Origin of the sequence: Brevibacterium sp. W7.2, assembly GCF_018137945.1 — a bacterium.
In the GTDB taxonomy this organism is placed as follows: Bacteria; Actinomycetota; Actinomycetes; order Actinomycetales; family Brevibacteriaceae; genus Brevibacterium; species Brevibacterium sanguinis.
In genome coordinates this window covers 3,366,466-3,387,822 of record NZ_CP073089.1, presented here as the reverse complement: position 1 = coordinate 3,387,822, position 21,357 = coordinate 3,366,466, and the positions used below count along the sequence as shown (strand labels likewise).

The 21,357-nt window shown below is 64.8% G+C and carries 17 protein-coding genes; 14 read left to right on the top strand and 3 right to left on the bottom strand.

All coding sequences use genetic code 11. The annotated features are described in order from the left end of the window. The first annotated feature begins 2 nt into the window (after positions 1 to 2). The 5 genes from J9315_RS15230 (at position 3) to J9315_RS15210 (ending at position 6,714) form a co-directional block, all read left to right on the top strand. Entirely contained in the window at positions 3 to 827 is an 825-nt protein-coding gene (locus J9315_RS15230; RefSeq protein ID WP_211978241.1) for a hypothetical protein, read from the top strand. Between the two features lie 278 nt (positions 828 to 1,105). Then, positions 1,106 to 2,746 (top strand): hypothetical protein, encoded by a 1,641-nt coding sequence (locus J9315_RS15225; RefSeq protein WP_211978240.1) that lies wholly within the window; start codon positions 1,106 to 1,108, stop codon positions 2,744 to 2,746. Beyond that, the gene (locus J9315_RS15220; RefSeq protein WP_211978239.1) at positions 2,734 to 3,852 is read left to right on the top strand and encodes a glycosyltransferase family 4 protein; all 1,119 of its coding nucleotides are present in this window, start codon (positions 2,734 to 2,736) and stop codon (positions 3,850 to 3,852) included. The genes J9315_RS15225 and J9315_RS15220 overlap by 13 nt, the downstream gene beginning before the upstream one ends. Positions 3,853 to 4,073: 221 nt before the next feature. Then, entirely contained in the window at positions 4,074 to 4,940 is an 867-nt protein-coding gene (locus tag J9315_RS15215; RefSeq protein ID WP_211978238.1) for an ATP-grasp fold amidoligase family protein, read from the top strand. A 208-nt stretch (positions 4,941 to 5,148) separates the two neighbouring features. Then, a complete protein-coding gene (locus tag J9315_RS15210; protein WP_249120929.1) occupies positions 5,149 to 6,714 on the top strand; it encodes a hypothetical protein in 1,566 nt (521 codons plus the stop codon). Positions 6,715 to 6,741: 27 nt separating this feature from the next. Here J9315_RS15210 and J9315_RS15205 read toward each other — a convergent pair whose 3' ends face one another. Continuing rightward, positions 6,742 to 7,704, bottom strand: coding sequence for an LCP family protein (locus J9315_RS15205; RefSeq protein WP_211978237.1), 963 nt, complete (start codon positions 7,702 to 7,704; stop codon positions 6,742 to 6,744). A gap of 301 nt (positions 7,705 to 8,005) precedes the next feature. Continuing rightward, on the bottom strand, positions 8,006 to 9,403 hold the full coding sequence (locus J9315_RS15200) for a cation:dicarboxylase symporter family transporter (RefSeq protein WP_211978236.1): 1,398 nt from the start codon (positions 9,401 to 9,403) through the stop codon (positions 8,006 to 8,008). Positions 9,404 to 9,543: 140 nt separating this feature from the next. Here J9315_RS15200 and J9315_RS15195 point away from each other — a divergent pair, with 140 nt between their 5' ends. Further along, complete coding sequence (locus tag J9315_RS15195) at positions 9,544 to 11,298, top strand: sensor histidine kinase (protein ID WP_063249991.1); 1,755 nt, start codon at positions 9,544 to 9,546, stop codon at positions 11,296 to 11,298. After that, a complete protein-coding gene (locus J9315_RS15190; protein ID WP_211978235.1) occupies positions 11,288 to 11,992 on the top strand; it encodes a response regulator in 705 nt (234 codons plus the stop codon). Before J9315_RS15195 ends, J9315_RS15190 begins: the two co-directional genes overlap by 11 nt. Before the next feature lie 63 nt (positions 11,993 to 12,055). Here the strand turns inward: J9315_RS15190 and J9315_RS15185 are convergent, their stop codons facing one another. Then, positions 12,056 to 13,462 carry a trehalose-6-phosphate synthase gene (locus J9315_RS15185; RefSeq protein WP_211978234.1) on the bottom strand — a complete coding sequence of 469 codons (1,407 nt, stop codon included), beginning with the start codon at positions 13,460 to 13,462 and terminating at the stop codon, positions 12,056 to 12,058. A 369-nt stretch (positions 13,463 to 13,831) separates the two neighbouring features. Between J9315_RS15185 and J9315_RS15180 the strand changes: the two genes are divergently transcribed. The 7 genes from J9315_RS15180 to J9315_RS15150 all read left to right on the top strand — a co-directional run bounded on the left by J9315_RS15180 (position 13,832) and on the right by J9315_RS15150 (position 21,015). Next, positions 13,832 to 14,104 (top strand): GlsB/YeaQ/YmgE family stress response membrane protein, encoded by a 273-nt coding sequence (locus J9315_RS15180; RefSeq protein WP_009380367.1) that lies wholly within the window; start codon positions 13,832 to 13,834, stop codon positions 14,102 to 14,104. Positions 14,105 to 14,413: 309 nt separating this feature from the next. Further along, positions 14,414 to 14,962: a TetR/AcrR family transcriptional regulator C-terminal domain-containing protein gene (locus J9315_RS15175; protein ID WP_232254169.1), complete on the top strand. Its 549-nt coding sequence runs from the start codon at positions 14,414 to 14,416 to the stop codon at positions 14,960 to 14,962. 136 nt (positions 14,963 to 15,098) lie between these two features. After that, positions 15,099 to 16,151: an acyl-CoA dehydrogenase family protein gene (locus J9315_RS15170; RefSeq protein WP_211978233.1), complete on the top strand. Its 1,053-nt coding sequence runs from the start codon at positions 15,099 to 15,101 to the stop codon at positions 16,149 to 16,151. After that, a complete protein-coding gene (locus J9315_RS15165; protein ID WP_211978232.1) occupies positions 16,148 to 17,536 on the top strand; it encodes a bifunctional PIG-L family deacetylase/class I SAM-dependent methyltransferase in 1,389 nt (462 codons plus the stop codon). The genes J9315_RS15170 and J9315_RS15165 overlap by 4 nt, the downstream gene beginning before the upstream one ends. Beyond that, positions 17,536 to 18,297 carry a glycosyltransferase gene (locus J9315_RS15160; RefSeq protein WP_063249997.1) on the top strand — a complete coding sequence of 254 codons (762 nt, stop codon included), beginning with the start codon at positions 17,536 to 17,538 and terminating at the stop codon, positions 18,295 to 18,297. Before J9315_RS15165 ends, J9315_RS15160 begins: the two co-directional genes overlap by 1 nt. Before the next feature lie 202 nt (positions 18,298 to 18,499). Beyond that, on the top strand, positions 18,500 to 19,993 hold the full coding sequence (locus tag J9315_RS15155; RefSeq protein ID WP_249120928.1) for a hemolysin family protein: 1,494 nt from the start codon (positions 18,500 to 18,502) through the stop codon (positions 19,991 to 19,993). Continuing rightward, a complete protein-coding gene (locus J9315_RS15150) occupies positions 19,990 to 21,015 on the top strand; it encodes a hemolysin family protein (RefSeq protein ID WP_211978231.1) in 1,026 nt (341 codons plus the stop codon). The genes J9315_RS15155 and J9315_RS15150 overlap by 4 nt, the downstream gene beginning before the upstream one ends. The last annotated feature ends 342 nt before the right edge of the window (positions 21,016 to 21,357 follow it).

Sequence of the window (21,357 nt, the reverse complement as noted above, 5' to 3'; positions counted from 1 at the left end):
TGATGAGTACTGTCGAGGCAAAGGTTCTTGGAGGAATCGTTGCTGTCACTGCTGTTCTCGCCGTTGCCGCTATAATTGCAGGTCTATGGCAAATTTCAGGGATTCTTGCGGTCTGTTTGATACTTGCGTCAGTACTGCTAATGCTTGTTGTGTTACGGCGCATAAGCAATCTGTCATCAACTCAAGGTAAAAACACGAAAACTCGGTTGGCGCAATTGAGCGAGACCACGAACCAGATGCGGTCATCTGTCTCAGCGCTGGATGCGAAGGTCGCGCGGGTAGAGTCCGCTCAGTCTGCCCTGAAGAGCTCGCTGGGCGACATGAAAAAGCAAATCAGTCAGACAGCGAACTCTGGGTCGTTGCCACAAGCAACTGGGTCCGCAACGCGTACCAAGAAGACGACGATCTCTGTGATTCCGGAATCCGGGAAGACCCGTAATGTGGCCGACGTGGATATCTACACCGTTGGTAGACGACCCGACGACACTAGTCTCGGGACAAGTGGAGTAGTGCAGATCTACCCGTCGTCAATCCCGGCGCCGGCAACGGTGAAAGCTGGCTCAATTGTTCTGATCGATGAGTCAGGCTTCCAGCGGGGGGCATGGAAGAGCTTCGGACAGCAGCACGACTCCTATTTGCTCGGCGCATTGAACGACTTGCAGCGCCTTGTTCAGAACCGAGGCTTGGAGGTACATACAGTAGTTGTCGACGATACGCCAGGTCCGTTCAGAGTCACACGCAGCTGGGGAGAAGTAGTCAGCTCTGTAGAGCAGTATCTAGACATGCGATCCCGGGTTCAGAATGTGCGGCTTAGTGCTCACAAATGACGCATCCAGATACGGCTTATGTGACTTGAAAGGTTCGTATACATCCTTGGGTGATATAGTCGGTCATATTTTGGAAACTTCCATTCGCCCGGATTTACTGTGGGTTCGTCAAACGGCGCTTATGCGAGCGTGGAGGGCAAAACGTTCGCCCACAAAAAATAAACTCCGAACGAGTTTATGCAAGCTTCCAAGACAGCAAAGAAGGGTAGTTCGGCGTGCTGAGTGATGAACCCGCGGTTACACCAGAATACGGATTCTCGTCTCTAGATTCCGCAGAGATGATTATCGACCTGGGAGGAATGGACTCGCAAGCGGTCGAGTCATATCTACGGGACGTCAGACGGGGTGCCGGCCTCCATACGTTCAGCTTGATAGTAATCGTTGATGAGCTGCCCGCAGAGTTAGATGACGTCGATGTGACATTCGTCGAAGCGGGACAAAACTTCGACGCTACAGAACGTCTCAGTCTTGCATTTCAGATGGTGTCATCCGAACGGGTAATTGTCTCGAACTCAGCGCTTGAGTTTGATGCCAGAATGATTGACTCGCTTCTTGATGGTTTGGATCGTGTTTCCGTTGTGGAAGCCGATATACCGACCAAGGTTCCCACACAGGATGGCATGCTCGATGTCCGATCCTCACGGACAGTGGTCTTCGGGATAAGCTTCGATCTGTATTGCCAGATTCGAGGCTTCGATCTAAGAATCAGGACTGCTCGTGATGCTTTCGGCGATCTTGTACGGAGGGTGCGACAATGGCACGGCACATACGAACGTCTATCGTTCGAGAACGTTTGGGCATGGGCTCCAAAGACAATACTACCTTCAAAGCCCCAGTCTTTCGCCTTCTGGAAATCGAGCTCCATCTTCGTCAATCTTCCTAGATGGAAATTCATGCCTTTCCACGCGAGAAGCTTTGTCGACGTGGTTCGTATTAATCACACCCCGGTTTCGGATTTCGATGGCATTGAAGCACAAAGTATCGACGGTTACACGATTGTCGATTTGACGGCTGGGCCCGGAGACGAGCTCAATGTGCTGAGATCCTATTGTGCTGAGAACGGTGATAGACTTATAGCTCCGGTATTCAGTAACCAGGTAATTCCGCCGTGGCGGATAGTCGAGCAGATTCAGCAGATCCGGACCGGAAGTACTTATTGTGTGGCCCGGGCAGCCATCTCACAGGACTCTCAAGTCGGAGTGATCTCCGCATCGCAGACCGACCAGCCGCTGACTGCCCCCACAATCACCGCATTGACCACGGTACTCGCTCGCGCCGACGATATGGTCTCGCTTATCGAGGGGCGCCCCCAGTCAGATTTGAAAAGGGTTCAATCGAATTCCATCGTGGTGGCTGGCGACCCCGAACTGATGTGGGATGGTTGCGCTGTACCTGCCACAAATACGGAAAAGTCACGCCTCGCTCCGTACCTTGACGGGATCAATTCTGAACGCTATTTGATTTTCGATCAGTACACTGTCGGTCGTATTGACTACGTCGACGGATATGACCGAATAGACGCGTTGGTAACGCTGATCGGTGAAGACGGCCAACCAAAGCGAGAAGTCGCTGCTATCTCAGCTCCGACTCAACAAGATTTGGATACCTTAGCGAAGTTGGGTCTGCCTTTCAGTCTTATGGGGCTTAATGAATCGGAATCCGATATTGTTGGCATTCTTGCGAATGAAGTTCTTACCAAGCATTTTCGTAACGATACGCTCCTGCAAGCGGTTCCGGCCGGCAGTAAGGCCCAAACATTGGCCACTTCTCACCCCCATCCAATGTTATTCTGTAAACGCTACCCTGGCGATTTCAAAATCTTTGAACTGCGAACTGAAAGCGCACCCGCGCTTCCCTCAACGATCGACAACATAGATCTCGGCTTGCTAGATAAGGAAGTTGCCGTATGGATGGCGTGATGGAGCAGAAGTTTCATATTCTGTTGCCCGTACACACAGTTGCTGATTGGGGAGGACTCCAGGACTGGACGGTCGGCATGGTCAAGGGTCTGGTCGCAAACGGAGCCACAGTTACCTTGGTCTCAAATAATTCCCGAATAATCAACGAATGCCGAGGATATGTTGCCGGTTCGTACCTCGTAGATTGGAATAAGTGGGACGCGCCGGCGAAGCGTATTGCAAAAGAATCCGATTTCGACATCATCTTCGCCCAGCCATTCAAATCGCGCGAACTTGCGTTGGAACTTCGCAGGATGACTGGTGCCCCGGTCGTGTACATGTTCCACGGAAACAACTCCGATTACGCATACCTCTGGAAAGACGAGGTGCAAAAGTTTCTTGTGGCGAGTTCCTCCCTAATTCCAATGCTCACAGATTTTTGCCAGACTGGATCGATACCAATTGAGGTGTTGCCTAACGGCGTTCCGTCGAAGCTTTTTCTTGAGGACACAGTCGGCTACGAGACTCGGATGGCGGAGGGATCCTATGACTTTGTTCTGGCCGCTCGTCTGATGCCGGATAAAATTTCGCAGGTTGAGGGTCTCGTTCAAATAGCAAGCACTCTTCTTGATAACGGGATTATTCCGCGTGCAAGCGTGCATGTCATGGGAGGGGGGCCGTCTCGTGGTGAATTCCAGTCACGACTGAACGCATTCGCGGACCGGATGGGCGTGGTTGATGTTCAATTTCACGGTTGGGTTCCACAGAGCACTGTCCTCGATTATCTTCGGGCAGCAGTGTTTTCGGTTGCTGGTGGCGTTACCGGGGCTCAGAGTGTGGCACTTGGCACCCCGTGTCTTGGTGCCGGCATTCGGGGGATCTGTGGTGTATCGACTCCAAATAACATTGACCGAGTGCTTGGTAGCAATTTTGGTGATCATAGCGCGAGATTGAATATGACCAAAAAGGAAATAATTACTGATTGTCAAGCCATACTTTCTGAATCGAATTTTGAATCGTTCCAGAATACTTATGTGCCATTGATGCGTGAGCAGAGAACGCATGAAGCGATAGCAGCCCTGGCGCTCGATCAAATTTTAGATGCTTACAATTCTGTTACATACTGATATTAAGATTTGAGGACGTCTATTGCGGATTCCCTGGCTGTCTTTATCTTAAATTATGTGATTTCCTCGTTTTGGTCGCCCTTGTGCGGCCCCAGTTTGTTGTCACAAAGGGTGCAGGCTCAACGGTAGGCAATCCAGGGTATTGCGCCCAACGCTAAGACTCCACGAACAGATGGCGGTTTTGAATCCCTGCTGTGTACAGTTTCGACTAGAATGGACTCATGGACTACTTCGAACGAATGCAACGCCGCCTCGACGGCAAAGAGCCGTTTGTCCCTGGATTTCTCGGCGCTAAGAATAGGGTGCGTCAGATCGCCGATCTGATGGGTGTTCGCACTCCTCGGATACTCAAATCGGGGTCGATTGCCCAGTTGATGGATGGGGACCTTCCCAATGAGTTCGTCCTCAAGCCATCGTTTGCCTCTACGTCGTTGGGCGTCCGTCTTCTTCGGAAAACACGGGACGGTTTCAGGGATCTCGTTACTGGGGATGATCATTCGCGTGAGGAGATAATCGGTAGCGCCAACGAAATCAATACGCGCTATTTTGGAGAAGGCGAGGGCGGTGACTTCTTTATCGAAGAGCTGCTTTTAGACCGGCAAGGAAACTTCCCTCCAGACGATATTCGCGTATATAGCTTCCAAGGGGAGGTTGGGATGGTGCTGATGGAGCAGCACCTTTCGAGCCCTGCTAAAGCCATGTATTACGATGGCGACTTCTTGCCGTTTCCTGACGTGCATTTGCGATACGGTGTGGCCGACAATCAGGAGCATTTGGAAGAAATAGTCGAGGCGAAGACTCCTGAACACTGGCGGGAAATCTTGAACGTCGCTCGTCGAATTTCATGTGCAATGCCGACTGCTTTCTGTCGTGTTGATCTATACGACACGCCTAATGGGGTTTATTTGGGCGAGATAACATTTTATCCCGGTACCTTTATTACTCGTACCCGGAAGATCATGAGTCAGTCTGAAGCTGAGCGGCTGGGTAGGATTTGGGGAGATGCTGAAGATAGGTTGTCGGGTAGTCTGGAATTGAAGTACGGTTCGCAGATTCGTGACGTCGTTCGCACTGACAGTTCGAAGTAACCTATTTGGACGGTCGGTTTCGCCCTGAGGATCGCTCTTTCGTTGGGGTTTGTCTGAGTTACTTTTTGCGTTGAGGCGTAGGTTTTAAACCGGCTGCTTTGATGTGGTCTAGTGGCGGTTGTTGGCACAATTGGGGGGCTCACCCGCGGGGGCGAACCTGACGGGGTGTCGAACGTCATCGGACACTGATTTTCGGGGGTGGTGAAGTGTGAAGCGAACGCTGCATATCGTTGGCGCTTTGGCCTCAGTGCTGGTGATCGCAGGATGTTCGTTCAACCCTGCGACGAGGGACTCCGCGACGGAGTCGTCGGCGTCGTCGCTGAGCCCGACTTCGACGGCGTTCGCTCAGAACCTCGGCCCCAGACCGACCGGCGATGCCGGCACGATTGCCATCTCCGAAGACGGATCGGGCGAGGACTTCGGCGCGTCAAATATCGGCATCTCGTTCGAGGCGACCGACCTCGCTGATCCCCGACTCGACCCGGCGGCCTCCAACCTTGACGATCTGCTTGTTTCCCTTGGCAGTCCGGCGTTGCGGTTCGGAGGTAACGGACTCGACCGACGGACCTTCTGGACGTCGACGGGAGAGACCCCGCCGACGGCCGAGCAGGTGGCTGTTACCCCTGACGATTTCAAACGGTTGAAGAAGCTTGTCGACCTTACGGGTTCCACCGTGACGATCGGTATCCCTCTGGGTGAGTATGACCCTAGACGCGGCGCTGATATGGCTGCCAATGCAATCGACATTTTGGGCGAGGCCCTGGTTGGAATTTCCGTTGGCAACGAGCCGAATGGCTACACGGTCGAAGATGTTCCAGGTGGTGCTGTTCGAGGTGACGACTGGGACAAGACGAAGTACGTCGAACAGCTGAATGCGTACGTTGAAGCAATTCGGTCTCAACGTCCAGACGCGCCCATCATCGGGCCGGATGCGTTCGACGGAGCATGGATGGACGCTTTCCTCGGCGCAGATGTTGAGAATACCGCTGCACTCGCACAGCACTGGTATCAGCTTTACGATTGCGATTCTGATGTTGTTCCGGGCCGTGGTCCCGAACCGGAGAATCTTCTGGACCCGTCCGCCAAGGAGGCCGCAAAGAAGAATATCGGCATCGGCCTGGCCAAGGCCGACGCCGCCGGCCTCCCGCTCTGGCTCGAGGAGACCGGCCCGACGAGCTGCGGCGGCACGAACGACACCTCTCTGACCAACGCGATGTCCCTGTGGGCTGCCGACTTCACGCTCTACGCAGCCTCCCTCGGCGTCGACCGCCTTGCCATGCACTCGATGCTCGGTGCCTGCAACGGCGGTGCCCCGATGTCGCTCGTCTGCGACCCCGCCGACCACGGCACCGCCTCGAATACGTTGCAGGGTCGCCCGCACTTCGCGGCGATGCGCCTCCTCGTCCCGAGCATCGGCGGCACTTTCACGAAGACGGACATCGACGGCGGCGGGAACATGAGCGCCTACACCGTCACCAAGAACGACGGCCAGAGCCTCGTCACCACGGTCATCAACGCCAACGACGCCGCTGACATCGGCGGCAACCCGGTCACACTCGAGATCCCCGACGGCTTCTCCATCGACCGGGCCTCCCAGATCTACGGGCCTTCGAACGAGGCGAAGAACGCCACCCAAGTCATCCCCGCCAACCCGCTGCCGGACACTGTGCCCTACAGCGGGCCGGCTCCGACGGCGAGCCCCACGGACGACAACGAGCTGCGCATCGATCTTGCCGCCAGCTCAGCGACCGTGTTCATCATGAGCAAGGACTGACCCGGCTAGCACTCTCGCGGCTTCGCCTCAGTACCCGAGCGACGCGACGTAGCGGAGGAACTCCTTGAGGTCGTGCCCGCTGAGGGCTTGCCGCAGAGCGGGCAGCGCCTCGGCGTCGAAAGCCACCCTTACCGTCCCGTCCGCCAACCGCTCGGATTTCGCCGGCACCGTCACGGCGATGACGTCGTCCTGCGGGATCTGCCGGATGACATTGGCGAGCTTGCCCAACTCGATCGTCGTCAGCCCTCGATCGGTGCGGACCCCGGCTGACACCGCGTTGAGCACCGCCGTGAGCTTCGCCGGATCCTTCGCCAGCCCGCCCTGTCGCAGCGCCTGGACGAGCGCGCGCAGCAGAGCCCGCTGGTTGCGGGTGCGCGTCTGTCCGGCATCGTCGACGGCGGCCGCCGAGGCGAACGTCACCGCGGCGGCGCCGTCGAGTGAGTTCGTCCCCTCGACGAACGACGTGCCTTCGGCCTCGAACGGGGTCCTGCCGTAGACGGCTACGGGGCCGATGACGTCGATGACGTTGCCGAGCGCCTCGGCGGAGAGCTCGACGACATGGTCGACGCGGACACCGAAGACCTCCTCGGCGATGGCGACGAAGACCGGCCATCCTCCCTCGTCGACGAGGGAGGCGAGGCTGCGTCCGGATTCGATCTCGACGGACGGGTTGAGGACGAGGAATCCTGCCGTGTCACCGGTCGCGGGCACATGGACGAGGGCGAAGAGGTCGTTGACGCTCGAGTCCGCCGCCGCGGCGGGTTCGGCCGGAGCCGTGCCGGGCACGGACCCAGCCGCCTCCCCGGGCACGGTCGGAGTGGTGACGCGCAGAGCAATCGTCCGCGCGTCGCTGGCCGTGGGGCGGATGTCGGCGGGTGGGAACGCCTGCTCGTCGGCGAGCTTGCGGGAGGAGTCGTCGAACGCAGCCCGAGCCTTGTTGATGTCTCCCAGCGACCCCAGGGCCGATGCCACCGTCTTGAGCTTGACCATCGCCGTACCCCTCTCAGCGCATTTCGATTCTTCACGTCGGTGAGCCGGATCCGTGAACCCGACGACCATCGGCTCCGCCCGGGCTCGCAGCCTCATCGCCGACCACGGACGAGATCCTGGTGGAAGGGGAGGTGAGAGGCTCACTGACGCACCTCAAACTCTATCGCCACCGGCAGGGCAAAGGGAGCGAACACGACGGGGGCGGAGACGCAATCGCGCCTCCGCCCCGCCGGGTCTCTCACAGTTCAGTCCGCCGTCACCTCGCGCTCACGTCCGCGATAGCGTTGCGGGCGCGACAGCCTCACGTCCGCGACAGCGTTGCCGGTGCCCCGGACGCCGGTGCCTCGGACTGCGGTGACCCGGACTCCGGTGCCTCCACCTCGGGCGATTCGACGGTCCCGCCGTGGTTCTCCGGGTCGAGGCTGAGCTCGTCGAAGGGACTCGACCCGTTCAGTGCCGCCCGCGCCTGGTCGAGGTCGAGCTCCTTCGTCCACCGGCCGATGAGCAGGGTGGCCACGGCGTTGCCGGTGAAGTTCGTCAGCGCGCGGGCCTCGGACATGAACTTGTCGATGCCGACGATGACGCCCATGCCGTCAAGCAGCTCGGGCCGGTGCGCCTGGAGGCCTGCGGCGAGGGTGGCGAGTCCGGCGCCGGTGACACCGGCTGCCCCCTTCGAGGCGATGATCATGAAGACGAGGAGCGAGATCTGCTGCCCAAGGTCCATCGGCATGCCCATCGCACTCGAGACGAAGAGCGCGGCCATCGTCAGGTAGATCGCGGTCCCGTCGAGGTTGAACGAGTACCCGGTGGGCACGGTGATGCCGACGACCGGCTTCGAGACCCCGGCATGCTCCATCTTCGCGAGCAGCCGCGGCAGCGCCGACTCCGAGGACGAGGTCGAGAAGATGAGCAGGTACTCGCGGGCGAGGTACTTCATGAGGAGGAAGATGTTGAGTCCGGTGACGATCTTGAGCAGACCGCCGAGGACGATGACGATGAAGAGGGCGCACGTGAGGTAGAAGGCACCCATGAGCACGGCCATCGACCCGATCGCCGCCCACCCGGTGGCGCCGACGACCGCGGCGATCGCACCGAACGCGCCGACGGGGGCTGCCCACATGATCATCATCATGAGCTTGAAGACGACGGCCTGGATGTGGCGAATGCCGGTGATGACCGGTTCGCCCGCCTTGCCCATCGACTGCAGGGCGAACCCGACGAGGAGCGCGAGGACGAGGGTCGGCAGCACCGGGATGTCCCCGGGGATGAGGCCGAGGAGGAAGACGACGGTGGCGTTCTCCTCCCCGCCGGCAGCATCCTCGTAGGGCTTGAGCTGGAGTCCGGTGCCGGGGTGGATGAGGTTGCCGACGACGAGGCCGATGATGAGCGCCAGGGTGGCCATGCAGAGGAAGTAGATCATCGCCAGGCCCCCGACCTTGCCGACGGTCGCGGCCTTCGCGACCGACCCGACGCCGAGGACGATCGTGCAGAAGATGATCGGGGCGATGATCATCTTGATGAGCGCGATGAACGCCGTGCCCAGCGGCTTGAGCGCGATGCCGACCTCAGGGGCGATGAGGCCGATCGCGGCGCCCGAGACCACGGCGACGATGACCATGATGTAGAGCCAGTGGGTGCGGTCCCGCTTCTTCGCAGGAGTCTGCGCTGTGGGCGCGGGGGTCGTGTTCTCAGGCGGCATTGCCTTGTCTCCTCATTGAGTGATCGATGGGTCTTTCGCTCACCCAGAGTGGCAAGGGCCGTGACGCCTGTCACGGTTGCGTTCATAGTGTTCATGGCCGGGCGGGCGTGCGAAGCTTGTCTCGGTGGGAAGGAGAGACGATGGCGACATCACGCACGTCCGGGCGTCGGTCGGTGCCCTTGGCGCGGCGGCTCTTCGTCCTCCAGCTCGTCCTCATCGTCGCCGTGTGCGCGGTCCTCAGCGTCACGAGCTACCTCACCGCCCGTGACTCTGCGCGGGATGCGACCGCGGACCGGGTCCTCAGCATCGCCGAGACCCTGGCCAACGACCCCTTCGTCGCCGAGGCGGTGACCGGCCCCGACCCGTCCGCCCGGCTCCAGCCGTACGCGCAGACCGTCGTCGACACCGCCGACGTCGACTTCGTGACGATCATGGACCGCGACCGCACCCGCTACACCCACCCGGATCCCGACGAGATCGGCCGGCCCTACATCGGCAGCATCGACACCGCCCTGACCGGGCGGGCCGAGACCGAGGAGTACGTCGGCACGCTCGGCCCCTCGGTGCGGGCGATCGTCCCCATCGTCGACGACACCGGTGGAGTCACCGCGATGGTCTCCGTCGGCGTCACCCTGGAGACGATCTCGCTCACCCACGCCGCGGCGCTGCCGCAGATCCTCATCATCGCCGCCGTCGCCATCGCCCTCGGCGGGCTCGGCGCGTGGATCCTCAGCCGCTACCTCCGCCGTGTCACCCTCGGCTACGGGCCCGAGGAGCTCAAACGGCTCTTCGCGTTCTACGACTCCGCGCTCCATTCGCTCCGTGAGGGCCTCATCCTCGTCGACGACCGGGGACAGCTCGTCCTCTACAACGATGAGGCCGCCGCCCTCCTCGACCTTCCCCGTCCCACCGACGATGAGCCGGTTCCCCTCGCCGAGGTGGCCCTGCCGACCTCGATCCGTGACCTCCTCGACTCCGGTCGGGTCGCCGTCGACGAAACCCACCTCACCGCCGATCGTGTCCTCGTCCTCAACCAGAAGCGGGCCGCACAGCCTCACGCTCGCGTGTCCCGGGACGGGGAGGCTTCTGCGGCGAGCGGCACCGTCGTCACCCTGCGCGACCGCACGGACCTCACCGAACTCACCGGTGAGCTCGAGACGATGCGGACCCTCTCCGAGGCGCTGCGCGCGCAGACCCATGAGCACGCCAACCGCATGCACACCGTCTCGACGCTCATCGAGCTCGGGCGCAGCGCCGAGGCGGTCGACTTCGCCGTCCGCGACGAACAGGAGTCCCAGCGGCTCACCGACACCTTCGTCGGCTCCCTCGACGAACCCTTCATCACCGCGCTCATGGTCGGCAAGGCCGCCCAGGCCCACGAACGCGGCATCGAACTCACCGTCTCCGCGACCGGGGAGCTGCCGCCGGGCAGCCTCGACGCCCGCGATCTCGTCACGATCGCCGGCAACCTCATCGACAACGCCCTCGACGCCGCCGCGGACTCGGAGGAACGGCACGTGTGGGCGGACTTCGTCGCCGCCGACGGCGAGCTCATCATCACCATCGCCGACTCCGGTGCCGGAATCGACGAGACGGAGATCGAGGCGATGCTCCGCCTCGGTGCCACAGGCAAAGCCGAGGCCGCGCACCCCGGCGGGCGCGGCTTCGGCCTCGCGCTCGTCCGGCAAGCGGTCGCCCGCCTCGGCGGACAGCTCACGGTTGAATCCGACGGAGGGGCGATCGTCACGGTGACGCTGCCGGTGACACGGGCCGACGATCCGGCGGCAGGGAACGATCGCCTCGGCGGGGGAGATGAGGCGACGACGGAGACAGATACAGAGACAGAGACAGAGACAGGGACAGGGAAGGGGCGGGAGCGCACGGATGGCCGCTGAGAAGAACGACCTGCGGGTCCTCATCGTCGAGGACGACCCGATGGCGGTAGAGGCCCACGCGGACTTCGTCCGGCGGATCCCCGGCTTCACGGTGGCCGGGATCAGCCTCGGCGGGACTGCGGCACTCGAGCGCTTCGACGCGTTGACCGCGGAGGGCAGGCCGGTCGACCTCGTCCTCCTCGACATGAACCTCGTCGACGCCCACGGGCTGGAGGTGGCCAAGCGGATGACGAGCCGGAACACCGGGGTCGACATCATCGCGATCACCGCGGTGCGGCATCTGCCGGTGATCCGCTCGGCGATCGCGGTGGGGATCACGCAGTACCTCATCAAACCGTTCGCGTTCGCCGCGTTCCGGGAGAAGCTCGAGAACCAGCGGGCGTTCCGGCAGGGCCTGAGCGGGGGAGGGGAGCTCGCGACGCAGGAATCGGTCGACAGCGCGCTCAGCGCCCTCCGGTCGGTCGCCCCGGGCCGCCTGCCCAAGGGTCTCATCGAGGAGACGCTCGAGACGGTCTCGGCGGCGGTGCGGGAGGCACCGGCACCGGTGTCGGCGACCGAGGTGGGGCGGGAGCTCGACCTCTCCCGGGTCACGGTCCGTCGCTACCTCGAACACCTCGTGACCACCCGGCAGGCGGTCAAGCAGCCCCGGCACGGCACCCCGGGCCGCCCCGAGTACGAGTACCGCTGGGCGTAGGGGCGCGCGGAGAGGACCGGCAGCGCGGCGGCAGGTCACCGTCGGCGCGTCACTGCCTGCCCCTCACTGCAGGGCGCTCAGCCTCGGCAGGGCTCCGGGGGTCTCGTGGACCGCGGCCTCGAGGTCGTCGAGGAACCGGGTGGCCCACCGGCAGAGACTGTGATCTGCCACCGTCGTCGCCATCGCCTCGATGCGCGAGTGCGCGCTCGCCGCCTCCGTCGCCACCGCCTCGGCGATCGCGTCCTTGAGCGCATCGCGGTCATGCGGGTTGACGATGAGGGCCTCGGTGAGCTCATCGGCGGCACCGGCGAACTCCGAGAGGACGAGCACCCCGCCGCGGCCGCGCCGGGCGGCGACGTATTCCTTGGCGACGAGGTTCATCCCGTCGCGCAGCGAGGTCGCGAGCAGGACATCGGCGGTGAGGTACCACTTGACGACGTCGTCGAACGGGTACTCGCGGTGGAGGTAGTGGATGCTCGCCCCGCCGAGGCCGCCGAACTTCCCGTTGATCCGCCCCACCGTCCGCTCGACGTCGGCGCGCAGCTGACGGTAGGCCGGGATCGCCTCGCGTGAGGGCACGGCGATCTGGACGAACCGTGTCGTCGCCGGGTCGAGGGTGCCGTCGTCGAAGAGCTCCTCGACGGCGAGCAGCCGCTCGAGGATCCCCTTCGTGTGGTCGAGTCGGTCGATGCCGAGGAGCACGGTCTCCGGATCGCCGAGCTCGGACCGGATCCGGGACGGTGCCCCGTCGCGCACGGCGCTCTTCGCGAGCGTGCCGATGTGCTCGGAGTCGACGGAGACCGGATAGGCGCCGACGATGGTGCCGTCCTCGCGCGGGTCGACGCCGAGGATGCGGGTGCACGCGGCGATGAAGTTCTCGACGTCGGCCTGCCGTTGGAAGCCGATGACGTCGGCGCCGAGGATGCCCGAGAGCACCTCGGTCCGCCATGGCAGCTGCGCGAAGAGCTCGACGGGCGGGAACGGGATGTGCGAGAAGTACCCGAGGCGCACATCGGAGCGCATCGAGCGGACGAGTCCGGGAACGAGCTGGAGCTGATAGTCATGGACCCACACGAGCGCATCGGGTGCCGCCGAGGTGGCGACCTCCTCGGCGAAGCGACGGTTGACCCGCTGGTGGGCCTCCCACCATGACCGCTTGAACTGCGGGGCGACGACATGGTCGTGATAGAGCGGCCAGATCGTGCTGTTGGCGAACCCTTCGTAATGGGATTCGACCTCGTCTGCGCTCAGCCGCACGGGGATGAGCGCCATGTCGGACTGCTGCTCGGGTTCGGTCTCGTCGTCGGCGACGCCGGACCAGCCGACCCACGCGCCGCCGTGGCGCTGGGCGACGGGGGAGAGGGCGGAGACGAGACCGCCGGGAGAGGACCGCCAGGCGTCGGCGGCCCGCTGGCAGGGCAGACGGTTGGCGACGACAAGGAACCTGTGGCGCTGTGATTCTGTGGACACGATGATCTCTCAGCGACGGCCGGACGGCTGCCGCGATTCTCGGGGCCGGGCGCACCGGGAGGCGCTGCCTGTTCGCGACGAGAATACCGCCCTCTACTTTACGTCGTAAAGCCGAAAAAATGAACCCTGGTCGACTTGCCGGTGAATCGCCTTCTCGCGGCGGTCTCATGGCTTTTGTTGGCATTGGGATCCCAGTGGGATTACAGTGTAAGAAAGCAGCGAGGCGGCTTGTCTCCGCGCTGATCTCCTGGCCCTGGAAACCAAGGCCAGGCCGCTGATCCGCGACTCCTGTGAGCACGAGCGACCGAAACGGTCGCGGCGGACTCAGAGGCCCACCGGATCCCATTATGCAGTTGAAGGAAGTTACTTATGGGTTTCATCGCTTATCTCATTCTCGGCCTCATCGCCGGTGCCATCGCCAAGGCCATCCTGCCCGGTCGGCAGGGCGGCGGCTGGATCGCCACCCTCATCCTCGGCGTCATCGGCGCCCTGGTCGGCGGCTGGCTCGGCGGCCTGATCTTCGGCGCTGAGATGAACGCGTTCTTCTCGCTCTCGACGTGGCTGTGCGCCATCGGCGGTTCGATCATCGTCCTCCTCATCTGGGGACTGATCACCGGTCGTTCGCGCGCGACCAACGCGTGAGTCGCTGACCTGTGAACACTTGGTCGCAGGTCATCCCGGCGGGCGCGTTCAGTGCACTAAACTGGGCAGTGAACGCGCCCGCCGCCGACGCCGGTCCGACGGTTCGGGCACGAACGAGGACCTCGCGACAGATCGCGGTCGGGGAGGCCGACGCCTCCCCAGCCGAGATCAGTGATTCCAGGAGTAGTAATGGCCCGTCAGCGCTTGCGCCAAGAGGACATCGTCCGGGCAGCGATTGCCTTCATCGATGAGTTCGGTGTGCAATCGCTGTCCATGCGCAGACTGGGGATGTCGCTCGAGGTGGAGGCAATGGCCCTGTACAACTATGTCTCGGGACGCGAAGAGCTCGTCTCGCTGGCCGTCGATGAGCTCATCGACGATCTCTTCGACGACGAGCTGATGCAGGAGCAGCCCGCATCATGGGAGGCGTATCTGCGGTTCGTCGCGAACGCGATGCGCGACCTCGCGCTCAGCCATCCGCGGATGTTCCCGCTCATGATCACCCAACCCCCGGAGGCGCCGTGGCTGCGCCCGCCGCTGCGCAGCGTGCGCTGGGTCGACTACTTCCTCTCCACCCTCCAGGACTACGGCTTCTCCGACGACCGCGTCGTCGACGCCTACAAGGCCTTCACGAGCTTCCTCCTCGGTCACCTCGTCCTCGAGGTCTCAGCACTCGGCATCGACATCGCCTCCGAGATCGACGAGGACGCCGACGGGGGCGAGGGCGGCGAGAGCCTCGGCAACTACCCGACCCTCAACCGGCTCCAGGACATGCTCGCCGAAGACCACTCCGACCGCGAGTTCGATGACGGCCTCGACGACCTCATCGAACGCATCCGCGCGACCAAGGATGCGTGAGGAGACGATCCGGTCCCCGCGCGATCAGGCTGTGACCCCCGCGCGCTGACGCCGTCTCACTCCGCCGGCCCCGCGGCTGCAGGCTGACCTGCCGACCCCGGACCCGCCCCACCGATCGAAGGGATGAGTCCCGCCCATGCACACACCGCTCGTCGGAGCCCTCACCGAACTCACCAAGCCCTGGTACCGGCCGGGCACCGATTCGCCCCATGAGGACGAATTCCTCAAACTCGTCACGAGCACCGCGCCACTGACCACGCGGCTCGCAGCACTCCAGGGGTTCTGGAACCTCACCGGCACCTCCTCGGCGCTCAAGCAGTGGGATGCGCTCACCGCGATCGCCTCCGCTGATGTCGCCGTCGCCCGCATGCTCGAACCCCACATCGACGCCCTCGGCATCCTCGCCGAGGCGGGACACCCCACCCCGGCGCCCGACACCTCCTGGGGCGTCTTCGCCGCCGAGATCCCCGGCAGAGTCGTCACCGCGACCCCTACGGCCGACGGCACGCTCGTCCTCCACGGGGAGAAGGCCTGGTGTTCGCTCGCGACCGAGCTCACCCACGCCATCGTCTCCGTCCGCCTCGGTGAGGCCCGGCAGATCGTGGCCGTCGACCTCACCGGACCCGGGGTCCACCCCGCCGAGGCGGACTGGCCGGCCCTCGGGCTCGCCGAGATCCCCAGCGGCCCCATCGTCTTCGACGGCGCGCGTGCCACCGCAGTCGGCCCGCCCGAGTGGTATCTGCAGCGGCCCGGTTTCGCGTGGGGCGGCATCCGCGTCGCGGCCTGCTGGTTCGGCGGTGCGCTCGGGCTCGCCCGCAACGCAGCCCAGCGCCACTTCGGCCGGCCCCAGCCCTCACCCCTGGGGGCGATGACGCTGGGACAGATCGACACGGAGATCACGGCCGCCCGCACGGTCCTCGCCCACGCCGCTCAGCTCGCCGGCAGCGGTGACATCGACTCCCACGACGACTCGTGGACCCAGGCCCTGCGGGTGCGCACCATCGTCTACCGCGCGTGCCAGCGCATCCAGGAGCTCAGCCGCGAACTCGCCGGTCCCGCAGCGCTCACCGGCGACCGGGAGTTCGCGAAGGCCGACGCCGACCTCACCGTCTACCTCAGCCAGCACCACGGACCCCGCGACGAAGCCTCCCTCGGCGAAGCGATCGTCGCTGACGCGACACCACGATGACCTTCACCCACCTCGACGAGACGACCCCGGAGGACGCGTGGACGGAAGCCGGGGTCGCCGAGCTGCCCCTGTTCGCGCCGGACACCCTGCCGGGCGGGTCCGTCGTCGTCCTCCTCGCCCACCCCGACGACGAGGCCCTCGGCTGTCCGGGACTGCTCACCCGCCTCGGCGCGGAGGGCCGTGAGGTCGACGTCCTTCTGTGTACGGCCGGGGAGAACTCCCACCCGCAGTCCCCGACGCACACCCCCGCGCAGCTGCGGGAGATCCGCCTCGCGGAGTTCGACTCCGCCCTCACCGGGCTGGGAGGGTCGATCACGGCGCGGTACCTCGACCTCGGCGACGGTGGGCTTCCGGCCCGGTATGAGGAGATCCTCGCCGAGGTGGACGCCGCCGTCGCCGCCCTGCCCGCCCCGGTGACGATCGTCGCCCCGTACAGCCGTGACGGCCACGGCGACCACGAGACCCTCGGGCGGGCGGCCCTCGAGGTCGGCCGACGGCGGTCGGCGACGGTGCTCGAGTTCCCCATCTGGTACTGGCATTGGGCCGACCCCGCCGACCGTGCGTGGCGGGAGTGGGAGTTCCTCCCCGATCCGGCGGGCCTCGACCGGCGGGCACTGTGGCCGCACTATCCCTCGCAGATCCGACCGCTGTCGGACCGGCCCGGCGACGAGGCGATCCTCCCGGCAGAGTTCCTCGCCCACTTCGCCCGCGGCGGGGACACGTTCGCCGTCACCCGGTTCGGATCCGCCGACGACCACACCGGAACCGGTCGGGTGCGGGAGACGAACGATGCCCGCACCGCCGAGGCGGTCTTCGATCGCGTCCACACCGAGCGACCCGACCCGTGGGAGGTGCGCACCTCGGCCTACGAGATCGCCAAACGCCGCGCCCTCATCGCTGCCCTGCCGGAGGGACGGTTCGACCACATCCTCGAGATCGGCTGCTCGATCGGCGAGCTCAGCCGTGCCCTCGCCGAGGTCGCCGACCACGTCACCGCGGTCGACGCGAGTTCCGCAGCGCTCGCCGAGGCGCGTCGCCGGCATTCCGGGCACGGCATCGACTTCGTCCACGGCACCCTGCCCGACGATTGGCCGGCAGGCCGCTTCGACGCCGTTGTCCTCGCCGAGACCGGCTACTACCTCACACCCGTGCAGCTCGAGCAGACCCTCGACCAGATCGCGGAGTCGACCCGCGACGACTTCATCCTCGTCCTCTGCCACTGGACCGGGGAGATCGAGGACTGGCCGCTCGACGCCGCGCAGGTCCACGCGATCTGCCTCGACCGCTGGCCGGATGCCCTTCGCCTCCACCACGATGTCGGCGAGTACCGGCTCGACGTCCTCCACGTCTCCCGCACGGTGCGCGTCGGAGGGGAGGAGGCGTGATGATCGACCACGTCGCCGTCGTCGTTCCCGCCCACAACGAGGAAGCGGAGATCCTCGGCTGCCTCACCGCGCTCGTCGCCGCCGTCGAGGCCGCGAGCCCCCTGTCCTCTGTGCAGATCATCGCCGTCGCCGACAGATGCGCCGACGGCACCGCCGACCTCATCGAGCGCTTCGCCGCCAGGCACCCCGTCGTCACTCCTATGACCGTGCCCTTCGGCAACGTCGGCCGCGCCCGCGACGCCGGGGCACAGGCGGCACTCGATGCGATCGCCGCGGTCAATGCCGACGAGGCTGTGCTCGAGCGCACGTGGCTCGTCTTCACCGACGCGGACACCCGGGTGCCCGAGAACTGGATCACCGCGCACCTCGACCATGCCGGACAGGGCGCGGACTGTGTCGTCGGCACCGTCGAACCCCGGGCCGACGTCGGCAACGACGACCTCATCGAGGCATGGTTCGCCGCGCACCACCTCGGCGAGGGACACGACCACGTGTTCGGAGCGAACCTCGGGATCCGGGGCTCCCACTTCGTACGGATCGGCGGATGTCCGCCGCTGCGCCTCGGCGAGGACGTCGCGATGGTCCACGCCGTGACCGCGGTCGGGGGCACCATCCGGCGGACCGACGACTGCCGGGTCGTCACCTCGGCGCGGATGCTCGGTCGCTGCCACGGAGGATTCAGCACCTACCTGCGGGAGCTCGCCGACGAGACGGACGGCCGCCTCGGCGACATCGATGCTGAGAAGTCCCACGCAGGATGATGTGAGAATCCTGTCGCGTCAGGGGAACTTGGTACGCTGGGGAGAGTTGACTTTTCAAGAACCGAAATGGAGTGAAGCCGCACGTGGGAACCACCGCGGATATGGGGTCGTCGTCCGACGACCCCGGCGACTGTTGGATTTGTGAACTGAGCGCGCATCGTCGCGCCTCTGATCGGCCGGCCGGGGCGGGGGTGAGCGCCCCATGGGCTCCGAACTCCTGATGCTGGCGATCGGCTGCGTCCTCGTCCTCATCATCATCGCCGCGAACGGGTACTTCGTCGCCCAGGAATTCGCGTACATGTCCGTCGACCGCTCGCGGCTCGCAGCCCGCGCGGAGACCGGGGACCCCGCCGCCAAGCGGGCGCTCGCCGTCACCAAACGCACATCGTTCATGCTCTCCGGCGCGCAGCTGGGCATCACCGTCACCGGTCTGCTCGTCGGCTACGTCGCCGAACCGATGATCGGCCAGTCGCTCGGCGCGCTCCTCGGGGGACTCGACATCCCGCCGGCGGTCACCGTCGCCGTGACGACCGTCGGCGTGCTCCTCGTCGCGACGATCGTGCAGATGGTCTTCGGCGAGCTCTATCCGAAGAACCTCGCGATCGCCGCCCCCGAGACCCTCGCGCTCGCCCTCGCCCGGTCGACGCAGATCTACCTCGCCGTCTTCGGCTGGCTCATCGCGATCTTCGACGTCGCCGCGAACCTCTTCCTCAGGCTGTTGCGCGTCGAACCCGTCCACGACGTCGACCCGAGCGTGTCCGCCGACGAACTCCGCCGCGTCATCGAGGAGTCACGGCAGACCGGCGACCTGCCCGCCGACCTCTCGCTCCTCATCGACCGAGTGCTCGAGTTCCCCGACGCCGACGTCGAGCACGCGATGATCCCCGGCTCCCGTGTGGCCACGGTCGACCACGAGGTCACCCTCGGGGAGCTGCGCGAGCTCATGGCCCACGCGCACAGCCGCTACCCGGTCCTCGACGAGACCGAGGCGCCGGTCGGAGTCGTCGAGCTCGTCGACCTCCTGCGCACGCGTGAGCCGATGGACGCTCCGGTGACGACGATCATGCGTCCGCCCGTCGTCGTCCCCACCCTCATGGCACTGCCCGATGCGCTCGCGGAGATGAACCGCGGCGATTCGCAGCTCGCCTGCGTCATCGACGAGTACGGCGACCTCGCCGGAATCCTCACGACCGAGGACATCGCCGAGGAACTCGTCGGCGAGATCACCGACGAACACGACGAGGAGAGACCCACCGCGATGGTCGAAGAGGCCCCGCGGACCTGGATGGCCGACGGAGGCATGCCGCTCGACGAGGTGCGCCGCATCGTTGGCTACGACCTTCCCGAAGGCGACTTCGAGACGCTTGCAGGGCTCGTCATCGCCACGAGCGGCGGGTTCCCCGAGGCGGGCGACCGCGTCAGGGTGCCCGTCCTCGCCGAGGCGTCCGACCTCCTCTCCGACGATCCCGTCGAACGCGAACTCGATGTCGAGGTGCTCACCGTCGACCGCCGCGTGCCGGGGCAGATGCGGGTGACGCTCATCGAGACCACAGGCAATGGCTCGGACACGGACGCCTCCGACGTGGACGGCTCCGCCGCCGGGGACCCCGCTGCCGAACGCGGGGTCGACTCCGGACCTGTCCCTGGTGGCGTCGTTGACGGGGACATCGATTACGAGGAAGGGAGCGACCGATGACCGGCTCACCGCTCTTCGTCATCGTCGGCACCGCCGCGCTCATCGTGCTCAGCGCGTTCTTCGTCATCATCGAGTTCTCTCTGCTCGCAGCCCGCCGCCATCGTCTCGAGGAGCAGGCATCGACGTCGGCACCCGCTCGGGCGGCGCTGCGCGGAATGAACGAGCTGACGATCATGCTCGCCGTGGCGCAGTTCGGGATCACGATCTGCACCTTCGCCCTCGGTGCGATCACCAAGCCCGCCGTCGACGCATGGCTGGCCCCGATCTTCAGCGCGGTGGGCGCACCGTTCTGGCTGGCCGACTCGGCCGCCTTCGTCCTCTCCCTCCTCTTCGTCACCTTCCTCCACCTCGTCATCGGCGAGATGGCGCCGAAGTCGTGGGCCATCGCCCACCCGGAGCTCGCAGCGACGATCGTCGCTCTGCCGGCCCGAGCCCTCGCATGGCTGCTGCGACCCCTGCTCGTGTGGGTCAACGGCGTCGCCAACAGACTCGTCTCCGCGAGCGGATACACGCCCGCGGAATCGCGGGCCCTCGGTGGGCAGGACATCGACACGATCCGGCAGCTCGTCGAGCACTCGGCGGCCGCCGGTGAACTCGACGACGCCTACCGCGAGCAGCTCACCCATGTCTTCGAACTCCAGCGGATGAGCGTGGGCAGCCTGCTGCCCGGCGGGACGCCCGCGCTGACCTCGGTGCCGGAGACGGCGACGGCCGGCGAGGTGCGCGATCTCGCTGCGCAGTCCGAGCACATGCGCATCCTCGTCGATCGAGCGGGGACGGCGCCGGGGGTCGTCCACGTCCGTGACGTGCTCCTCGTGCCCGCCGACCACGGGATCGAGGAGTTCACCCGCGACTGCCTCGTCCTCGACGCCGGGCTGCCCGTCCACGAGGCGCTCACCCTCATGCGCGACGAGGCTGAGCAGCTCGCCGTCGTCACCCAGGGCGAGCGCATTCTCGGGGCTGTGACGATGGCCGACATGCTCCGGCGGATCCTTCCCGACGGGTCGAGCATCACGCTCTGAGACCGAGCGGTAAGCCTCGGTTCGACTCGGGCTGTGGGCTGCCGGGGGTGATTGCGGATCGGGCCGCGACCGCGGAAGCGAGCCGGGCGGAGAGCCCAGGTGCGCACGGAACGGGCAGGCCGCCTCGGCGAGGTGAGCAGGGACACCTTCGCGTCCGATCCATGGGTTATGCTGGCACGACGACCGACCCAGGAGGTCCGCGCCCGCCGCCGGCGGGCCGGTCGTGGAACGCGCGATCGTCCGACCCACACCCGGGTCGACGGGATTCGCGCGGCGTCACCGGCCACCCTGCGGCGACCGCACCTGCGTCCGGCCGCCACACCGGTCCGACCTGCGATTTGA